The sequence below is a fragment of the Bordetella sp. MIP270_01_BMS genome, from assembly GCF_054958705.1.
On the sequence record NZ_CM143297.1, the window covers coordinates 4,283,124 to 4,301,671 of the forward strand.

Below are 18,548 nucleotides of genomic sequence, written 5' to 3' on the forward strand. Positions count from 1 at the left end.
GGACCGCCAGGGCGGGCCGGCCGCACGAGCGAGAGACAGCGGGCGCGGCGCCTATACGAATCCGATCCAGCGGCCGGCCGCAATCGCACACAGCCACAGGCCGAGCGACGCCGCGGCGTGGGCACGCACGGGCACGGCGATCTGGTGATCCGCCACGACGCCGCGCCAATGACGCCCGGCATGCAGCCATAGCGCATTCGCGACGGCCAGGCCCACGATCAGCAGTTTGATCAGGAAGGCCGGGTTGCTGGCGTACTCGGCAGCCTGCACCGAAAACAGCCATAAGCCGCTCACCAGTGCCAGCCCCAGACCCATGGCGGCCAGCCTGGCAAGATAGGGCGCCATGCCCGCCAGCGGCGCCTGTCGAGCCAGGCCGAGTAATCGCAGGTCGAGTGCGGCAATGCAGCCGAACATCAGACCGATGGCGGCGATATGCGCAGCATTGACCAGGATATACGCCGTCTCCCACCGGCGCAGCAGCGCCGCATGAGGCAGCGCCGAGAGCCATTCCAGCATTCAGGAACCCGGCTTCTTGATGCGTTCGGGGTAGATGTCGTAGGTTTTGCCGCGTACGGTGATCTGCACGGCTTTCATGCGTTTCTCGGCATGATCCCGGGCACGGTTGCCCGTGGCCACGATGGAATCGCCCGGCTCAGCCGAGCTCTCGTCGAACCCCGAGCGTCGCGTCTGGGAAGGATTGCCGAGCTCGACCCGCCAGACTCCATCGGTCGTTTCGACGTCCATCCAGGGATGGGGTGGGGCGACCTGCACTTTTTGGACAGTGCCCTGCAATTCGATGGGGTCGGCATCTGCCCATGACCAGCCATGATGGCTCCAGACAGGCAGGCTGTGCAGGCCCGCGGACGCCAGCACGGCGAAGGTTGCGACAAGCTTCGTAAACGCCATGGCTCACCGTTTCATGATGGGTGACAGGGGCTGCGCGCCCGCCGCGATAGCGCCGCAGGCATCATCACTATACCGGCGCAGGCGCGCAGCGCATAGGGGCGGCCGCGCCACCTGCCGCCGGCGGCGGTGGCTAGCGGTCGCTCAAATATGCTTGCGGCGGCGAGCCCAGCGCGCGGCGGAACATGGCGCTGAAGGCGCTGGGGCTGCGATAGCCCAGGTCGCCCGCAACACGGGCCACCGGTTGGCCCAGTGAAAGGCGGCGCAGCGCCTCGGCCAGGCGCACTTGTTGAACCCATTGTCGATAGTTCAGGCCCAGTTCGGCCTGGAACAGGCGGATCAGCGTGCGGCCGCTGGCGCCCACTTCATCGCCCCAATCGTCGATGGTGCGCGCCATGCCTGGCTGCGCCAGGATGGCGCGGCATACCATCTGCAGGCGGCGATCTTCGGGCCACGGGATGCGCATCGGAATGACGGGGGCGCTGCGCAGTTCCGTCAGCAACAGCGCGGCGATCTGTCCGCCACGGCCGTCCAGCGCATATTCGATGGGTTCGGCCGCCAGCGCCAGAATCAGCTCCCGCAGCAGGTCCGATACCTCGATCACCTGGCAGCGGTCCCACAATGCGCTGGCCGCGTCGGCGTGCACATAGAGCGTGCGCATCAATACCGTGCCGACCATCTGGATGCCGTGTACGGTGTCCGGCGGTACCCACAGGGCTCGCAACGGTGGCAGCGTCCAGAAGCCGTCGGGTGTGCTGACGCGCATCATGCCTTCTATGGCATACACCAGCTGCCCGCGCGGATGGCTGTGCGGGCCGGTCGATTCGCTGGGCACGAAATCCTTGGCCATGGCAGTCACCTGCCGCGGAACGTGCTGGTAGTCGTCGGCGCGGCGGCTGCGAGACGGGTCGGGAGGCGGGGGAGGGCGACGGGCCATGTTGGGGGGCTTATGTCATTTATGCGACGAAGATTGGCACTTCCGCGAGTCAAGGACTTTATACACTGGGCCATGCGTGCGTAGACACGCCCTTGTGTATTTCCTGCCGTTCCGAGACAACTGCTGCGCCATGACCACGACTGCTGCACCCGTACCGCCCCCCGCATCGACCCCTGCGCCGGCCACCGCCTTCAAAGTACTGGGCGCCATCAGCGTGGCCCACATGATGAACGACATGATCCAGTCGATCCTGTTGGCCATCTATCCCATGCTGAAAGAGTCGTTCAATCTCAGCTTTGCGCAGATCGGGCTGATCACACTGGTCTACCAGATGGCGGCTTCGTTGCTGCAGCCCTGCATCGGCCTGTATACCGACAAGCGGCCCACCACGTATTCGTTGCCGGTGGGCATGGGCTTCACGCTGGTGGGCCTGCTGATGCTGGCCTTTGCGCCATCGCTGCCCTACCTGCTCGTGGCCGCAGCGCTGGTGGGCACCGGCTCTTCGGTATTCCATCCTGAATCATCGCGCGTGGCCCGCATGGCTTCAGGTGGCCGGCACGGGCTGGCGCAATCGCTTTTCCAGGTGGGCGGTAACGTGGGTTCGGCGCTGGGCCCGCTGCTCGCGGCGCTGATCATCATCCCGCACGGGCAGGCCAGCGTGGCCTGGTTTTCCGTGGCGGCCCTGTTCGGCATGGTCGTCCTGATCGGCATCGGCCGCTGGTACGGGGCCAATCGCGCACTGCTCAAGCCCAAGCCGCGCGCGGCGGGCGACGCGGCTCCCCCGGGGCGGCGCAAGGTGGTCTGGGCGCTGAGCATACTGGGCGTGCTGGTGTTCTCCAAATACTTCTATATGGCGAGCCTGAACAGCTACTTCACCTTTTACCTGATGGACAAGTTCGATCTGTCGGTACGTTCGGCGCAGCTGTATCTGTTCCTGTTCCTCGCGGCCGTGGCTTTCGGTACTGTGGCGGGCGGCCCGGTGGGCGACCGGGTGGGGCGCAAGATCGTGATCTGGGCATCAATACTGGGTGTCGCTCCGTTTACCCTGATGCTTCCGTATGCGAACCTGTTCTGGACGGGCGTGCTGGTGGTGATTATTGGCGTGATTCTGGCGTCGGCCTTTTCTGCCATCGTCGTGTACGCGCAGGAGCTGGTGCCGAACAAGGTGGGCATGATCGCGGGCCTGTTCTTTGGCTTCGCGTTCGGCATGGGCGGGCTGGGGGCGGCGGCGCTGGGCAAGTTGGCCGACATGACCAGCCTGGCCTACGTTTATCAGGTGTGCGCTTACTTGCCGCTGCTGGGGCTGGTGGCGTTCCTGCTACCCGATATCGAACGCAAGAAGGCCTAGGCGCCAGGCCCGATGCTCACCCCGCAATTGGGGGGCACCGAGACACGGCTGGACAAAAAAACAATATCCGTTATAATTTCGCCTCTTTACCAGCGCCCGTAGCTCAGTTGGATAGAGTACTTGGCTACGAACCAAGGGGTCGTGGGTTCGAATCCTGCCGGGCGCGCCAAATTTAAAAGGGTCTCCAATGCGAGGCCCTTTTTCTTTTGCATCGGCAAATGCGAAAACCGTGGTCGCCGCATGCGGGTGGCCGCCCCGCCACAACGGCTGCCAGCCGTACCGGCGGTCAGCCCGCCAACGATTCAGGCGCGGTGGCGATGGCTGTGTGGACCGAGTTGGCGATGAAGCACTGTTCGTGGGCCTGGTGATGCAGGGCCTGGTCTGTGGCCGGATCCGGTACCGAACCGCGATAGACCACGCGCGGGCGCAGGTCCACTCGACTGATGAACAGCCGGCCCTGCGCGTTTTTTTCCATATGGCCCGTCGCACGATCCTCATAGCTGTCGACCACGTAGCCCTGTTTTGCCGCGATGGCCAGGAACACCAGCATGTGGCAGCTCGAAATCGACGCCACAAAGGCTTCTTCGGGATCCACATGTTCGGGCACGGAGTGCGGAAGGGGCACGATATGCGGTGACGACGACGCGGCGACTTCCGCGCCGCCATCGAATCGCCAGGTGTGCGCCCGGCTATAGCGCAGATCGGAAAACGCTTCGTGCGGCTGGCGTGCCCAGGTCACGGTAGTCTCGATGCCTTTCATGAGGTCCTCGCATGACGGATCAGGTTCGGTTGCGGGTGTAGATCTCGGAATAGCCCAGTTTGATGACTTCGGTGATCTGGTCCTGGCGGCGGGCGATGTGCGATTCCAGCAGGGCCACCAGCGCGGCCTCGTCGCGAGCGCGCAGCGCGTTGATGATGCCGACGTGTTCGGCTTGTGTGTAAGGCCGACGGCCGTTGCGCATGTCGATCCAGCGCACGTACTGGATGCGCGCATTGATGTTGTCCAGCGCCCGTACGTATTCTTCGTTGTGGGTCAGCCTGGCCAGGCCCATATGGAATTCTTCATCCAGCGCCAGCAGCTCGGCCGAGTCGGTATCGTCGGGAATCGAAGTGTCGTGCTGCGTCGCTGCGTCCAGGGCGTCGATTTCGGCGTCGCTGGCACGCCGGCAGGCCAGGCGCGCGATCGCGGTTTCGATACCCAGGCGGTACTCGTACAGATCGAAGACCTGCTTGGCGTCCAGCGGCCGGCTGGTGAACCCCTTGTTGGCAGTGCGCTCGAGGAATCCCTCTACCATGAGCTGGTTCAGCACCTCGCGCAGCGGCGTGCGGCTGACCTCGAGCTGTTTAGACAGCTCGATTTCATTGATGCGCTCGCCGGGCTTGAACTCGTAAGTGGCGGCCATGGTCTTGATGCGTTCATAAATGGCCGCGGAGCTCAGCGCTGTACGCTTGCGTGGCGCGGCGGCGCTTTCGTCAGTCGGAAAATCGGGAGCGTACGCGGCGCGGGATCCAGCCTGGGTCATTGGGGCATCCGATAATGTGTATACCGGGCTGTATTATATCCAGGCAGTGAGGACCGCGCCGCGGCCCGTGCAGGGCGCTACCGATTCAGCTTCCACCCTTTGGTTTCGGGCAGCAGGAAGCCCGCCACCAGGATGGAGATCACCGCCACCACAATGGGGTAATAAAGGCCTGCATAGATATTGCCGGTGGTGGTCGAAATGAGCGTGGCGAAGTAGAGCGCGAAGCCTCCGAAATAGCCGGTGCCTATGTGGTACGCCATGGACATGCTGGAATAGCGTACTTTGGTCGGAAACAGCTCGACCAGATAGGCTCCATTGGGTCCGTACACCACGCAGCCGATCACCACCAGCAGCCAGATCAGCAGTATGACCATGGGCCGGTTGATATCCTGGGTGTTCGCCTGTGTGGGATAGCCGGCAGCCTTCAGGGCGCTGGCGACAGCGTCCGCGTCGGCCCCGTCCACCTCGCTTCCTGCCACCTGTACCCGGGCGCCCGGCTCCGTAGCCGGTACCAGGGTGTACGGCACGCCGGCGGTATTCAGCAGTTCGCGGGCCCGTTCGCAGGCGTTTTCAGGGCCGGAAAATAAACGCAGGCGGCATTCCGACGAAACCAGCGACACCGGCGACGAAGAGATCGCCCGCTCGAGTGCCGGATTCGCGTAGTGCGTCAGGCCTTTGAAGATGGGAATCACGGCGAGCACTCCCACGATGAACCCCGTGATGATGACGCGCTTGCGTCCCAGACGGTCCGACAGCCAGCCGGCCAGCACGAAGAACGGCGTACCCAGCAACAAAGCCACCGATACGAGCATGTACGCGGTCGTCGGCTCTACCTTCAGCCATTTCATCAGGAATATCAGCGCAAAGAACTGCCCGGTGTACCACAGCACGGTCACGCCGGCGACCGTGCCGAACAGGGCCAACAGTACGTACTTCAGGTTGGCCCAGTTGCCGAATGCGTCGCGTATCGGCTGCCGCGAGGTCTTCCCTTCGGCCTTCATCTGCAGGAATACCGGCGACTCATGCAGCTTGGCGCGGATATAGATAGAGATGCCCAGCAGAACGACCGAGAAAAGAAATGGAAGACGCCAGCCCCAGTCATTGAACTGCTCGGGAGTGGTTGCATAACGGCTCAGCGTCACCACCAGCAGGGACAGCAGGAAGCCGGCCGTGGCCGTGGCCTGGATCCAGCTGGTGTATTCGCCGCGCCTGCTGTCCAGCGCATGCTCGGCCACATAGGTGGCGGCGCCGCCGTATTCACCGCCCAGGGCCAGGCCCTGGATGCAGCGCAGCAGTACCAGCAGGGCCGGGGCCCAGGCGCCGGCGGTGGCGTATGTCGGCAGCAGTCCGACTCCGATGGTGGCGATGCCCATCATGACGATGGTCACGAGGAACGTGTACTTGCGCCCCACGAGATCGCCCAATCGGCCGAAGACCAGCGACCCGAAAGGGCGCAGCACCAGCCCCACGCCGAAGGTGGCCAGGCTGGCCAGGAACGCCGCCGTCTGGCCCATGCTGGGCGGAAAGAACAGTGGCGCCAGCACGGCGGCCAGCGCGCCGTATACGAAGAAGTCGTACCATTCGAACGCGGTGCCCAACGAGGCGCCCCAGATGACCTTGCGCATTTCTTTGCTGCGCGCAGTCTGAGTAGGCGCGGGATTGCTCATACTGCCAGCCAGCGTTTCCATGTTTTCCCCCTGTCCGGTTATGGTGGCGACATCAGGCGGGCAGCAGGCCGCGAGCGTAGTCGGCCAGGCTGTCGTCGTCGATTTCCTGCAGCACGTAAGGCGCGGGATTCATGATGTAGGCGTTCTTGTGCTGCCGTGTCGCCGTGCCGGTCGGGCGATTGCCGTCACGGCTATAGGCAAAATAAAGATTGCGGCGCCCCTGCTGCGAACGGTTTTCCTTTGAGCTGTGCACCAGGTTGCCGCAGAACAGCACGACCGTGCCGGCCGGGAACGTGCACTCATAGATCGGCGTCTGCGAAAAGTGCTCGGCCAGATATTCATCGGGCACGATGTGCAGCGGATAGCTGGTGGTGGTGGTGTCGTAAAACGCCTCGATCAATCCATGCTTGTGCGAGCCAGGTACGAATCTCAAGGGCCCATTCTCCGGTGTTGAGTCGTCCAGCGTGATCAACGCGGTGAGCATGTCGCGATGGCCTCCGTGCGGCATGCCGTCGTGTACCCAGCTCGCGTAGTCCTGGTGCCATTGGAAGATGTCGCCCGTGCCGGCGGCCTTGTAGTTCAGTCGAGACTGATACAAGTAGGTCGGTCCCAGCAACTGCTTCACCGCTCCCAGCAGGCGCGGCAGGCGGTACGCGCGGGCGCACGCCTCCGAATCGAGCTCCACGGCCCAGGCCGCGCGTACGGTCTGCCCGTCTTTTTCCAGCACGTTGGCGTCCGGATGCCCGCGCTGGTCGCTGCGCAGCACGAGCGCATCTTCCTGCAAGGCCCTCAATTCCATAGGGGAGAACAGGTCACGCAGCACGAGAAACCCGTGTTCGTCATAGAAATCAATTTGTTCAGCGGTCAACATGGCAAACGTCCTTCATAAGTTTGAGAAGAAAAGCGAGTGCAGCCGTACAGGCCAGTCAGATTACAAAGCCCCGATAGTGATTTGCTTGGTTTCAAGGAATTCGTCGATGCCGTGGTGCGCGCCTTCGCGGCCGATGCCGGACTGCTTCACGCCGCCGATGGGTACGGCTTCCGAAGAGATGACGGCTTCGTTGATGCCCACGGCGCCCAGTTCCAGGCGTTCGGCCATGCGCAGCGCGCGGGCGAGATCGCGGGTATAAAAATATCCCGCGAGGCCGTAGCTGGAATCATTGGCCATTGCCAGTGCTTCTTCTTCGGTATCGAAGGCGATCAGCGGCGCCACGGGCCCGAACGTTTCCTCGTGGCAGATGCGCATTCGGGGCGTGACGTCGAGCAGTACGGTGGGCTGGAAAAACAGGCCGCCCCGACTGTCGGCTTCGCCGCCTATGGCGGCCCGGGCGCCCAGGGCCAGCGCGTCTGACACATGCTGGCGCACCTTGTCGATGGCCTGCCGGTTGATCAGCGGGCCTTGCGTGACCCCCGGTTGCATGCCGTCCCCGACCCTCAAGCCGCGCACGCGCTCGACCAGCCTGGTGGCGAAAGCGTCGTACACGCTGCGCTGTACCAGGATGCGATTGGCGCAGGTGCAGGTCTGTCCCATGTTGCGGAATTTACTGGCCAGCGCGCCGTCGGCCGCGCGATCCAGGTCGGCATCCTCGAACACAATCAGGGGGGCGTTGCCGCCCAACTCCAGGCTGACCTTGAGCACGTTGTCGGCCGCCTGCCGCATCAAGGCCTTGCCAGTGCCTGTGGAACCGGTGAACGACAGCTTTCGGACGCGGCTGTCGGTCAGCAAGATGCGGCCGATATCTGCCACGTTCTCGCGGGAGCACAGCACCAGGTTGATTACGCCGTCGGGGATGCCGGCTCGTTGCGCCAGAACGCAGAGTGCAATGGCCGACAGCGGCGTTTCTTCTGACGGTTTGAGCACGATGGTGCATCCCGCAGCCAGGGCCGGCGCGCATTTGCGGGTGATCATCGCACTGGGGAAATTCCAGGGCGTGATGGCGACGACCACGCCCACGGGCTGACGCAAGGTCATCACCCGGCGATCGGTGCTGTAGGTCTGCAGTACCTCGCCGTGGACGCTTGGCTTCTTCGGCATACCAGGATACGAAGCTGGCGCCGAACAGGACTTCGCCGCGCGCTTCCGCCAGCGGCTTGCCTTGCTCCAGCGTCATCAGCATGGCCAGGTCGTCGGCGTGGGCAAGTATTTGTGCATGCCAGGCCATCAACAGCCCCGCGCGCTCCTTGGCGGGCAGGGCCGCCCAGCCGGGCTGGGCATCGCTTGCGGCCTGCACTGCCTCACGGGCGCCATTCTCTGAGGTAACGGCCACGGCGGCGATCGCCTGTCCCGTGGCGGGGTTGGTCACCTGTAGCGGTGCGCCAGCGGACCCGGTCTGCCAGCGACCGCCGACGAAGCCGCCCGTCTGCAGCAGGTATGTGTGCCGAAGCGGATGGCCGAGAGATGGGGGGGCGGGATTAGCGGAAATGACGGGCTGGCTGGACATCTAGGGGGCTCCATGGCGGCGTTTAACTGCATCACGAGGTGAATAATATTCTGTGTACAGTTTGCCGTAATCGGTAGAAACCCTAGGAGCGTGATTTTTCCACCGCCGCTGCCGCCGCGTCCGGAATGCGAGAGGCCGACCCTTGTGGGGTCGGCCTCATGGAAAAAACCAGGTCCGCGGATGCGGCAGGGGCCAGGCGGCAGGCCTGCGGCTCAGAAACGATAGGCGGCGCTCAAAGTCACGGTGCGCCGTTGGCCGTAGAAGCAATCCCCGCGGCGCAGGCAAGTAACCTCATAGGTGCGGTCTGCAATGTTGTTCACGTTGAGCGCGTATCGCCATGTGCCGCTGTCGTACGCCAGCATTGCGTCAAAAAGCGTGACCGAAGGCGTTTCAGGAGCGCCACCGTCGGTGAAGGCGCCGAGATAGCGCACCCCTGCGCCCGCCGAAAATCCCGACCTGCCCGCGACATTGAATCGGTACTTGCTCCATAACGACGCCATATGCTTGGGCACGCCCTCCAGGGCCGGGTCGATATCGGTGTAAATGTAGTTCGCGATGACGTCCAGCTGCTTGGTCACGCGGCCGCGCACTTCAAGCTCGACCCCGCGGGTCTCGGTCTTGCCGGTCTGGAGCTGGTTGTTCGGATTGGACGGATCCGGCACCTGGCGGTTCTTCTCGCGCAGATCGTAAATGGCCGCAGTGGCTTCCAGATCGCGATCCGGCGGCATGTATTTCAAACCCAGTTCCCATTGCTTGCCGCGCATCGGCTTCCAGCGGCTGCTGTTTACGTCGCTGCCGGCGATGGGCGTGAACGATTCGCTGTAGCTGATGTAAGGGGAAAGGCCGTTATCGGCAGCGTACAAGAGCCCAAACCGCTTAGTGGTGGCGTTGTCCGATTCACGGTCGCTGCCCTCGATTTCGGTTTCTGCGCGGTCGTGGCGGATGCCGGCCAGGAACACCCAGTTGCGATACCGCATCTGGTCCTGCGCATAGAAGCCAAGTTGCTGCTGCTTGGTCTTGGGGCTGTCCAGCGCCTCGTAATCGGGAATGTTGCCATATACGGGGTGATAGACGTTGAGAGGCGTGCCGAATCCGGAACCTTCTTCGCCTGTCTCGCGATAGCGGCTGTAGTCGGCACCGAAGAGCAGGGTGTGTTCGGTGGCTCCCCAGTTCACCTTGCCTTCGAGGTTCTGGTCGGCCAGCAGCGTGCGCATGCGTGGCTTGTTCACATACCAGTAGCGGTTGAGCGTCTGCTGCTCGGGATCGATGTAGGGAGCTTGCGTATTCGAGTACGCATCGGGGTACATCGACTTGTAATCGACTTTGCTGATGGTATTGCGGAAGTTCTGACGCACCGTCCAGCGGTCGTTGAACTTGTGCTCGAACAGCCAGCCCACGCTGAATTGCTCGGTGTCGTAGGCATCAAAGCCAGGTTCGCTGACGAAGCGCCGCGTGGGCACCTGGCCATTGGGATTGCCGCTGACCGAGCCGCTCCAGGGCAGGAACGACTGCGTCGTGCCGGCTTTGTCCTTCTGGAAATAGCCTTGCAGGGTCAGCGAGGTCGCCGCGCTGGGCTGCCATGTCAGCGATGGCGCCAGCAGCAGACGGTCATCCGACACGTGCTGTACTTGCGTTCCGCTATCGCGGGCGACGGCCACCACGCGGTATAGCCATTGGCCGTCTTCGGTCAGAGGCCCCGTCAGGTCGGCCTGTATTTCCTTGCGGTCGTGGTTACCCAAGATGACGCCGATTTCGCGCTGCGCCTCGGGTTGGGGCCGCTTGCTCAACAGGTTGAGCACGCCGCCGGTGCTGCCCTGCCCGTACAGCATGGAAGAGGGGCCGCGCAGCACTTCGATGCGCTCCAGCGCGTAGATGTCGGTGCGGGGATTGTTGTAGCTGAAAAACTGGCGCAGGCCATCCAGATACTGAACCGGTTCCACCCCGCGTACGCGCACGTAGTCCGCGCGGTTGTCCACCCCGTAAGCGTTCGGGCGCACGCCGGCTGCATAGTTCAACGCATCCTGCACGTTCTGCGCGCCCTGGTCCACGATCTGGTCGCGCGTGATCACGGTAATGGCCTGGGGCGTTTCACGAAGCGCGGTATCGGTCTTGGTGCCGGTGGCGCTACGCCGCGCAACGTATCCCGCGACCGGACCGGTGGCCGTTTCCTGGCTGCCCGTGATACGCACCGCAGGCAAGGTAGCCGTGTTTTCGACGGCGGCTTCCTGCGCTTTTGCGCCGTGCGTGGATACGCCGGCGACCAGCATGAAGAGGGTCAAGGCGGGCGCCTTGCGTACGGACGATTTGCGCGTTCGGAGTTTCAAGGGATTCCTCGCGTGTTAAGGTTATTAAGAATACGAATGATTCTTGATAATTTTCCGGATTATAGGGGATCGCGGCGCGAGGCGACACCCGGCACGGCGCGGGACCGCCCGGGGGCAGCGTATCGGTGCTGTGGTGTTCGGAGCGCTGCCCGGCAGCCCGCGCCCTGATGAACCGAGCCTTTCCGGCTCAGGAAGCGCGGGGCGTGCGCAGCGCGCGCCGCGAGATCTTGCCGACGGCGGTGCGGGGCAGCTCGGTGCAGAACTCTACGTGCCGCGGCACCTTGTAGCCGGTGAGGTGCTGGCGGCAATGCGCGATCAGGGTGTCGGCATCAAGAGAAGGATCGCGTCGAATTACGTACACCTTCACGGTTTCGCCCGATCGAGGGTCGGGCACGCCCACTGCCGCGACCTCGCGCACGCCAGGGTGCAGCGCCGCAGCATCCTCGACTTCGTTGGGATACACATTGAAGCCCGACACCAGGATGAGATCCTTTATGCGGTCGACGAGAAAAACAAAGCCTTGTTCGTTCACGTATCCCAGGTCGCCCGTGCGCAAGAAGCCATCGGGATGGAAAACCCGATCGGTCTCGTCGGGACGCCTCCAGTATCCGGCCATCACTTGCGGGCCACGCACGCAGAGTTCACCGGTTTCTCCTATTGGCAGTTCGCGGCCCGCTTCATCGCGCACCGACAGGTCGGTAGAGGGCACGGGCAGGCCGACCGAGCCGGTGAAATCCGCGACATCCAGCGGGTTCAAGCTCACGGCCGGCGACGTTTCGGTCAAGCCGTACGCCTGGGCCAAGGACACACCAGTGACTTCGCGCCAGCGCTGGGCAATGGCGCGCTGCACTGCCATGCCGCCGCCAAGGGTCATGCGCAACCCCGAGAAATCCAGACGCACGAAATCAGGGTGGTTGACCAGTGCGCTGAACAGGGTGTTGACGCCTGTGATGGCGCTGAACGGAGTACGGCGCAGGGCTTTGATGAAGCCCGCCAGATCGCGCGGGTCGGCGATCAGCAGGTTGCGTGCCCCCACCTTCAGGAACAACAGGCAGTTGGCCGTCAATGCGAACACGTGGTAGAGCGGCAAGGCCGTCACGATGCATTCATGGCCTTCGCGTATGAGCGGGCGCACCCACGCGTGGGCCTGGAACAGGTTCGCCAGCATGTTGCCATGGGTCAGCACCGCGGCCTTGGCCACGCCTGTAGTGCCGCCGGTGTACTGCAGGAACGCGGGGTCGGCGTGCGTGAGCGTCACCGCCTGCAGTGCGCGGCGGCGGCCCGAGGCCAGGGCCTGGCCCAGGCGCACGGCGCCGGGCAGCACCCAGCGGGGCACCTTGCGCTTCACATGGCGTAAGGCGAAGTCGACGGCCAGGCCCTTCAGCGGCCCCAGCAGTTCTCCCACCGACGTCACGACGATATGCTCCAGCCCAGGGTGGGGCAATGCCTGCTGCAGCGTATGCGCAAAGTTCTCGGCGATCACGATGGCGCTCGCGCCCGCGTCGCCGAGCTGATGCGCCAGCTCATGGGCGGTATACAGTGGATTGCAGCTGACCACGACGCAGCCCGCGCGCAGCGCACCGAACAGGCACACCGGATACTGCAGAAGATTGGGCAGCATCAATGCCAGGCGATCGCCCGGGCGCATTCCGCTGCCCTGCAGCCATGCCGCGAATTCACGCGACCACCGGTCCAGCTGCGCGTACGTGATCGTCGTGCCCAGGCTGGTGTAGGCCGGGCGATCGGCAAAGCGCGCGCAACTGTCATTGAAGACGTCCAGCAACGATCCGTGCGTGGAAATGTCGATATCGGCCGGGACGCCGGCCGGATAATGCTTGAGCCAGATGCGTTCCATGGCGAGCCTCCGGCCGTTCAGGCGACGGTGCGCGAACCGCGCACCTTGTTTTTGTAGAACTGCTTATCCGCGATATACAGGGTGCGCTCGACCACGGCATAGACCATGCCGTGCTGGTCCTTCAGTTCGACCTCGTATACGCGAGTGGTTTCATGGTGAAGCGCGAGCTCTGCGCGAATGGCAGCCAGGTCGCCGGCATCGATGCGGAAATCGGCGTACAGGGTGGCATATGCCGGCCTGCGGAAACGTATGGCGGCAGCCTTGTCCCAGACGATGGTGCCGGGGCCCAGGGAGGCCATCAGCAGGGTCGGATGGGCGCCATCCGTGACAGCGAACAGCGAACCGCCGTACATCGACCCGACAATGTTGCGGGTACGGCGCGACAGCCGCAGCCGCACCCGCAAATGCAGGAAATCGGGCGATACATAGACGACGCGGCCGCCCGTGGCCCGGAACGCAGGATGCAGATTGAAGCCCGCGCGCAGGAGCCGGGCCCGCCATGCAGGCGGCAGCCGCTTGATCCAGTAAGGCTTCACGATAGGGTTACAGCGCCTCGAAGATACCCGCCGCGCCCATGCCGGTGCCCACGCACATGGTTACCATGCCGTACTTGCCGCCGGTGCGCCGCAGGCCGTGCACCAGCGTGGCCGTGCGCAGTGCGCCGGTGGCGCCCAGGGGGTGGCCCAGTGCGATGGCGCCGCCCAGCGGGTTGACCTTGGCCGGGTCCAGGTCGAGGTCGCGTATGACCGCCAGCGATTGCGCGGCAAAGGCTTCGTTCAGTTCGATCCAGTCGAGGTCGTGCTGCGCGATGCCGCTGGCCGCCAATGCCTTGGGAATGGCCACCTTGGGGCCGATGCCCATGATTTCGGGTGGCACGCCGGCGACCGAGAAGCCCACGAACCGTGCCAGCGGCGCCAGGCTCAGTTCGCGCACGACGCGTTCGGAAACCATCAGGACGGCACCCGCACCGTCGGACATCTGCGAGCTGTTGCCTGCGGTGACCGAGCCCCGCGCCGCAAAGACCGGGCGCAGCTTGGCCAGCGCCTGCGCGCTGGTATCGGCCCGCGGGCCTTCGTCGTGCTCGCAAACGCGCTCGGTGATGCGGGCGTTTCCGTCGGAACCGGGCAAGTGCCGTATCACCTCATAGGGCGTGATCTCGGCCTGGAAATGTCCGGCCGCGATGGCGGCGCAGGCCTTCTGGTGCGAGGCGAGCGCGAAGGCGTCCTGGTCTTCGCGCGAGACCTTCCACCGGGCCGCCACTTTTTCGCCGGTCAGACCCATGCCATACGCCATGCCCAGATTTTCATCACGGGCGAAGATCTCGGGGTTGATGGCGACCTTGTTGCCCATGATCTGCGGCATGGCGCTCATGGACTCGGTGCCGGCGGCGATGATCACGTCAGCCATGCCCAGGCGTATGCGGGCGGCAGCGTCTGCGACGGCCTGCAGGCCCGAGGCGCAGAACCGGTTCAGTGTGACGCCGGGCACGTTGTCGGGAAGGCCGGCCAGCAGCAGGCTCATGCGGGCCACGTTCATGCCTTGTTCTGCCTCGGGCATGGCGCACCCGGCAATCACGTCCTCGACCCGCGCCGGGTCCAGCGCGGGCACTTGCGCAAGCACGGCGCGCAGCACGGCGGCCAGCATGTCGTCGGGCCGCGTCGATCGGTACATGCCGTTGCGCTTGCCCACCGGCAGGCGCGTGGCGGCCACGATGTAGGCGTCCTGGATCTGTTTGCTCATGAAGATTCCTTAATGCCTGTGAGGACTAGTTGCGCAGAGGTTTGCCGGTTTCCAGGGTATGGCGAATGCGGGCCTGGGTCTCGGGCGTGCGCAGCAGCTTCACGAACTCGCGGCGCTCCACGGCGAGCAGCCAGGTCTCATCGACCTGGGTGCCGCCATCGATCTCGCCGCCGCACAGAGCGACAGCAGCGCTGCGCGCCACCTGGTAGTCGTGCGCGCTGATCATGCCGCCTTCGCGCATGTTCACCAGCATCATCTCGAAGTTCGCGATGCCGGTGCGGCCGGCCACGGGTATGCGTTGTGGCCGTACTGGCGGCACGTGGCCGATATCGGCTGCCGCACGGGCCTGCCGCATCGCGACCCACAGTAGTTCATCCGGATGGAAGACGACCGCGTCGTGTGCCTGCGCGTATCCCATGTCGATGGCATGCAGGGCGCTCTTGGCGACCTGGGCGGTTGCGATGTTCTGGAACACCGGCTGCAGGTAGGGGAACACTTCGCCGGGAGTGGCCGTGACGGCCGCGAGCGCCGCGGCGCGGACGGCAAGGGCTTTGCTGCCGCCGCCCGCGGGCACCAGGCCTACACCGGCCTCGACCAGACCGATGTAGCTTTCAAGCGCAAGCACGCGATGGCTGCAATGCATCAGAAATTCGCATCCGCCTCCCAGTGCCATGCCCTGCACCGCGGCGACCGTGGGTACGCGTGCGTAGCGCAGCGCCATCGAGGCGCGCTGGAATTTCTCGACGGTGGCTTCCAGCAGATCGTAGTGACCCTCTTCGCAGGCCTGGACAACCTGAGCAAGATTGGCGCCTACGGCGAACGGAGCCTCGTGCCACAGCACCAATGCATCCAGGGCCTGTTCGCTCTGTTGAACCGCGTGCAGGACGCCGTCGAGCACTTCGCCGCCAATGGTGTGCATCTTGGAGGTGAACGACAGGATGCCGATTTTTTCGTCGACCTCGGGCAGGTGCCACAGCCGCACCCCTTCGTTCTCCCACAGCGTGGCGCCTCGCGTGGCGGGCGGCTCGCCGGCCAGGCGTTCGGGAAACAACTGGCGCTGGTAGACGGACAGCGTGGAACGGGGCTGCTGCTTCCGGGCACGCGCCGAGTATGAGCCTTGCGCGTCGTGCACGCCCGTACGGGCTGGGTCGGCGGCCCAGGCCGGCAGCGCCGCGCTGCTCATGGCGCGGCCGGCGGCGATATCTTCGGCCACGGCGGCGGCAATGGGTTGCCAGCCCGCGGCCTGCCAGGTCTCGAACGGGCCTTGCGCCCAACCGAAGCCCCAGCGCATGGCCAGGTCGGCGTCGCGCGCGTTGTCGGCGATGTGCTCGAGCTGGAAGGCGCTGTAGTGGAAAACGTCTCGGAACAGGCTCCAGAGAAACTGTGCCTGGGGATGCTGGCTGGCCCGTAATGCCGCGAAGCATTGTGCGGGATCCCGCTGCTTCAGAATGGCGTCGACTTCCTCTGCGACCGCGCCGGCTGAAGGCCGATAGTCAGCTCCGGACAGATCCAGCACCTGGATTTCCTTGCCCATTTTGCGATACACCCCGGCGCCGCTTTTCTGGCCCAGGGCGCCTTTATCTATCAGCGCCTTCAGCCAGGCCGGAATCTGGAAGTGGCGGTGCCAGGGGTCGTCGGGCAACTTGTCGCGCATGGTGCCCACGACATGGGCAAGGGTGTCCAGGCCCACGACATCGGCGGTGCGATACGTGGCGCTCTTGGGACGGCCGATCCTGGGGCCGGTCAGTGCATCGACTTCGTCGAATCCCAGGCCCAGCCGCTCGGTATGGTGCAAGGCCGCCAGGATGGAGAACACCCCGATGCGATTGGCGATGAAGTTGGGCGTGTCCAGGGCCCGGATGACGCCTTTGCCCAGATGGGTCGTCAGCCAGCTTTCGAGGTGATCGAGCACATCGGCGCCCGTGTGCGGCGTGGCGATGAGCTCGACGAGCCGCATGTAGCGCGGCGGGTTGAAGAAATGCACACCGCAGAAGCGGGGCCGCAATGCCTCGGGCAAGGTATCGGCCAGTTCGCCTATCGACAGGCCCGACGTGTTCGAGGCCAGGATGGCGTCCCCGGCCACGTAAGGGGCGATGCGCTCGTAGAGCGCGGTTTTCCAGTCCATGCGCTCGGCGATGGCTTCGACGACGAGGTCGCAGTCGCCAAGAAGATCGAGGTGATCGTCATAGTTGACGGCCGTGATCAGCGCGAGTCTGGATGGGCTGGCCAGCGGCGCGGGCTCGAGCTTCGTCAGCCCCGCGAGCGCCTTGTTCGCGATGGCATTGCGATCGCCTTCCTGGGCGGTCAGGTCGTACAGGCGGACCGGCACGCCGGCGTTGGCCAGGTGCGCGGCGATCTGTGCGCCCATGACGCCGGCGCCCAGGACGGCGGCGTGTTTGACGTTGAACTTGCTGCTCAAAGCGATCTCCTGATTGGGACGGCGCCCGCCGCCGGGCGAGCGGGGACGCCGCGGCGGCCTGGCGCGAGCCTAGAACCGAGTCGATACCTGGACACCCAGGATATTGCCCTTGCTGCGGTAGTCGCCAGCTACCCGTCCGCGGGTCAGAGGGTCACCGGAGTCGGTGTCGATATCTGTATCCCGCAAATACAGGTAGGTATAGCCCACATCGATCGTGGTGTCTTTGCCTGCCTGATACTGTACGCCCGTGGAGAACCACCAGCGATCGGTGTCGGGTAGCGAGGTAGGCCGGTCGGACGGGTTATGGACGGGGGATTGGTCCCAGGCTACCCCGAAACGCCACTTCCATTGCGGGGCGAACTGGTAGTTTGCGCCCAGCGCGATACGCCACGAATCGCGAAAATCGAGCGGCAGCGTATCCGTTGGGCCACCATCGTTGTCGATGGTGAGCTTGGGCAGGCTGCTCCAGCCAGTCCAGGAAACATCGGCCAGCAGTTCCCAACGGGAGTTCAGGCGGTGCAGGGCGCTGAGAATGAGCGTGTCGGGCAGCGAAACCTTGGCCTTCGCGTCGTATGACAAAGACTGGCCCGGCGCATAGCCGTCGATGTCGGTATTGCCGCGCGCCGTGTGCTTGATCTTTGATCGGTAGGACAGCCCGATGCGCGTGTCTTCCGAAGGCTGAAGCATGAGGCCGGCGTTCCAGCCCCACGCATCGCCATCAAGATTGAGATCGGCGTCGCCCGGCAGGAACGGCCCCATGGGCGACACCGGCACCACCACCTTTTTCTTGTACTGCGCGTCGATGTGCTGCCAGTTGACGCCGAAACCCATCGAGAACTGATCGTTGACTTTGTATGCGATCGACGGATTGATGTTGATGGTCTTGATATCGAACTTGGTGGAATGGTACTGGCCTACCCAGTCGTCGTCGTACTCGGTCATGAGGCCGAAGGGGGCCCCCACACCCAGGCCTACATACCATTGTTCGTTGAGCTGCCAGGAAACATAGGCATTGGGCACAATGCCAAGGTTGCCGGCATCGCCACCGTTGCCGCCGGTGGGAACTCCGCCTCCCAGCGCGAGCGGGTTGCGGCTGTTGCCGTTGTCGCGGAACTTGAACGACGGCCTGATCGCATTGACGCCCGCCGACACGCTCAGCCCCGGCAGATACGTCATGCCCGCAGGGTTGAAATAAATAGTGCTGGCATTATCCGCGACGGCAGCCGAGCCGGCGTAGGCGTTGCCCAGGCCACTGGCGTTCTGTTCCAGCAACTGGAACCCCGAAGCGTTGACGGTACCCGCAACGCCAGCCGCGATGGCGGCCGACATTGTGCTCATAGCCCACGATGCCTTACTCATGTGTCTCCTCCTTGGTCAGGCTGAACGGACGT

General features: G+C 64.2%; 14 protein-coding genes, 1 tRNA gene and 1 pseudogene. 2 read left to right on the forward strand and 14 right to left on the reverse strand.

Annotated elements, in window-relative coordinates; all coding sequences use genetic code 11:
- Positions 1-51 precede the first annotated feature (51 nt).
- From ACV17W_RS20145 to ACV17W_RS20155, 3 genes are all read right to left on the reverse strand, one after another.
- Positions 52-516 carry a DUF2214 domain-containing protein gene (locus ACV17W_RS20145; RefSeq protein WP_462594133.1) on the reverse strand — a complete coding sequence of 155 codons (465 nt, stop codon included), beginning with the start codon at positions 514-516 and terminating at the stop codon, positions 52-54.
- Positions 517-906, reverse strand: a complete 390-nt coding sequence (locus tag ACV17W_RS20150; protein WP_462594134.1) for a DUF6152 family protein — start codon at positions 904-906, stop codon at positions 517-519. It abuts the gene before it with no gap.
- Between the two features lie 130 nt (positions 907-1,036).
- A complete protein-coding gene (locus ACV17W_RS20155) occupies positions 1,037-1,840 on the reverse strand; it encodes an AraC family transcriptional regulator (RefSeq protein WP_462594135.1) in 804 nt (267 codons plus the stop codon).
- A gap of 130 nt (positions 1,841-1,970) precedes the next feature.
- Between ACV17W_RS20155 and ACV17W_RS20160 the strand changes: the two genes are divergently transcribed.
- Together ACV17W_RS20160 and ACV17W_RS20165 are read left to right on the forward strand one after the other, a co-directional pair.
- Entirely contained in the window at positions 1,971-3,188 is a 1,218-nt protein-coding gene (locus ACV17W_RS20160) for an MFS transporter (protein ID WP_462594136.1), read from the forward strand.
- A gap of 92 nt (positions 3,189-3,280) precedes the next feature.
- Positions 3,281-3,357 (forward strand) — tRNA-Arg (locus ACV17W_RS20165).
- A gap of 117 nt (positions 3,358-3,474) precedes the next feature.
- Here ACV17W_RS20165 and ACV17W_RS20170 read toward each other — a convergent pair.
- The 11 genes and pseudogenes from ACV17W_RS20170 to ACV17W_RS20220 all read right to left on the reverse strand — a co-directional run bounded on the left by ACV17W_RS20170 (position 3,475) and on the right by ACV17W_RS20220 (position 18,495).
- Positions 3,475-3,948, reverse strand: a complete 474-nt coding sequence (locus ACV17W_RS20170) for an OsmC family protein (protein ID WP_462594137.1) — start codon at positions 3,946-3,948, stop codon at positions 3,475-3,477.
- A 19-nt stretch (positions 3,949-3,967) separates the two neighbouring features.
- A complete protein-coding gene (locus ACV17W_RS20175; protein ID WP_462594138.1) occupies positions 3,968-4,711 on the reverse strand; it encodes a GntR family transcriptional regulator in 744 nt (247 codons plus the stop codon).
- A 77-nt stretch (positions 4,712-4,788) separates the two neighbouring features.
- Entirely contained in the window at positions 4,789-6,399 is a 1,611-nt protein-coding gene (locus tag ACV17W_RS20180; RefSeq protein ID WP_462594139.1) for an MFS transporter, read from the reverse strand.
- A 31-nt stretch (positions 6,400-6,430) separates the two neighbouring features.
- The gene (locus tag ACV17W_RS20185) at positions 6,431-7,249 is read right to left on the reverse strand and encodes a phytanoyl-CoA dioxygenase family protein (RefSeq protein WP_462594140.1); all 819 of its coding nucleotides are present in this window, start codon (positions 7,247-7,249) and stop codon (positions 6,431-6,433) included.
- Between the two features lie 60 nt (positions 7,250-7,309).
- A pseudogene (locus ACV17W_RS20190) lies at positions 7,310-8,819 on the reverse strand (NAD-dependent succinate-semialdehyde dehydrogenase).
- Between the two features lie 212 nt (positions 8,820-9,031).
- Complete coding sequence (locus ACV17W_RS20195) at positions 9,032-11,086, reverse strand: TonB-dependent siderophore receptor (RefSeq protein WP_462596598.1); 2,055 nt, start codon at positions 11,084-11,086, stop codon at positions 9,032-9,034.
- Positions 11,087-11,330: 244 nt separating this feature from the next.
- On the reverse strand, positions 11,331-12,998 hold the full coding sequence (locus ACV17W_RS20200) for an AMP-binding protein (protein WP_462594141.1): 1,668 nt from the start codon (positions 12,996-12,998) through the stop codon (positions 11,331-11,333).
- A 17-nt stretch (positions 12,999-13,015) separates the two neighbouring features.
- Positions 13,016-13,534 carry a DUF4442 domain-containing protein gene (locus tag ACV17W_RS20205; protein ID WP_462594142.1) on the reverse strand — a complete coding sequence of 173 codons (519 nt, stop codon included), beginning with the start codon at positions 13,532-13,534 and terminating at the stop codon, positions 13,016-13,018.
- 7 nt (positions 13,535-13,541) lie between these two features.
- Positions 13,542-14,738 carry an acetyl-CoA C-acyltransferase gene (locus ACV17W_RS20210; RefSeq protein ID WP_462594143.1) on the reverse strand — a complete coding sequence of 399 codons (1,197 nt, stop codon included), beginning with the start codon at positions 14,736-14,738 and terminating at the stop codon, positions 13,542-13,544.
- 25 nt (positions 14,739-14,763) lie between these two features.
- Entirely contained in the window at positions 14,764-17,157 is a 2,394-nt protein-coding gene (locus ACV17W_RS20215) for a 3-hydroxyacyl-CoA dehydrogenase/enoyl-CoA hydratase family protein (protein WP_462594144.1), read from the reverse strand.
- Positions 17,158-17,226: 69 nt separating this feature from the next.
- Positions 17,227-18,495, reverse strand: a complete 1,269-nt coding sequence (locus ACV17W_RS20220; protein WP_462594146.1) for an OmpP1/FadL family transporter — start codon at positions 18,493-18,495, stop codon at positions 17,227-17,229.
- Between the last annotated feature and the right edge of the window lie 53 nt (positions 18,496-18,548).

What these genes read in the sequence shown, in the direction of transcription:
- ACV17W_RS20145 (WP_462594133.1), bottom strand. Translation starts at nt 516, where the DNA reads ATGCTGGAATGGCTCTCGGCGCTGCCTCATGCGGCGCTGCTGCGCCGG.
- ACV17W_RS20150 (WP_462594134.1), bottom strand. Translation starts at nt 906, where the DNA reads ATGGCGTTTACGAAGCTTGTCGCAACCTTCGCCGTGCTGGCGTCCGCG.
- ACV17W_RS20155 (WP_462594135.1), bottom strand. Translation starts at nt 1,840, where the DNA reads ATGGCCCGTCGCCCTCCCCCGCCTCCCGACCCGTCTCGCAGCCGCCGC.
- ACV17W_RS20160 (WP_462594136.1), top strand. Translation starts at nt 1,971, where the DNA reads ATGACCACGACTGCTGCACCCGTACCGCCCCCCGCATCGACCCCTGCG.
- ACV17W_RS20170 (WP_462594137.1), bottom strand. Translation starts at nt 3,948, where the DNA reads ATGAAAGGCATCGAGACTACCGTGACCTGGGCACGCCAGCCGCACGAA.
- ACV17W_RS20175 (WP_462594138.1), bottom strand. Translation starts at nt 4,711, where the DNA reads ATGACCCAGGCTGGATCCCGCGCCGCGTACGCTCCCGATTTTCCGACT.
- ACV17W_RS20180 (WP_462594139.1), bottom strand. Translation starts at nt 6,399, where the DNA reads ATGGAAACGCTGGCTGGCAGTATGAGCAATCCCGCGCCTACTCAGACT.
- ACV17W_RS20185 (WP_462594140.1), bottom strand. Translation starts at nt 7,249, where the DNA reads ATGTTGACCGCTGAACAAATTGATTTCTATGACGAACACGGGTTTCTC.
- ACV17W_RS20195 (WP_462596598.1), bottom strand. Translation starts at nt 11,086, where the DNA reads ATGCTGGTCGCCGGCGTATCCACGCACGGCGCAAAAGCGCAGGAAGCC.
- ACV17W_RS20200 (WP_462594141.1), bottom strand. Translation starts at nt 12,998, where the DNA reads ATGGAACGCATCTGGCTCAAGCATTATCCGGCCGGCGTCCCGGCCGAT.
- ACV17W_RS20210 (WP_462594143.1), bottom strand. Translation starts at nt 14,738, where the DNA reads ATGAGCAAACAGATCCAGGACGCCTACATCGTGGCCGCCACGCGCCTG.
- ACV17W_RS20220 (WP_462594146.1), bottom strand. Translation starts at nt 18,495, where the DNA reads ATGAGCACAATGTCGGCCGCCATCGCGGCTGGCGTTGCGGGTACCGTC.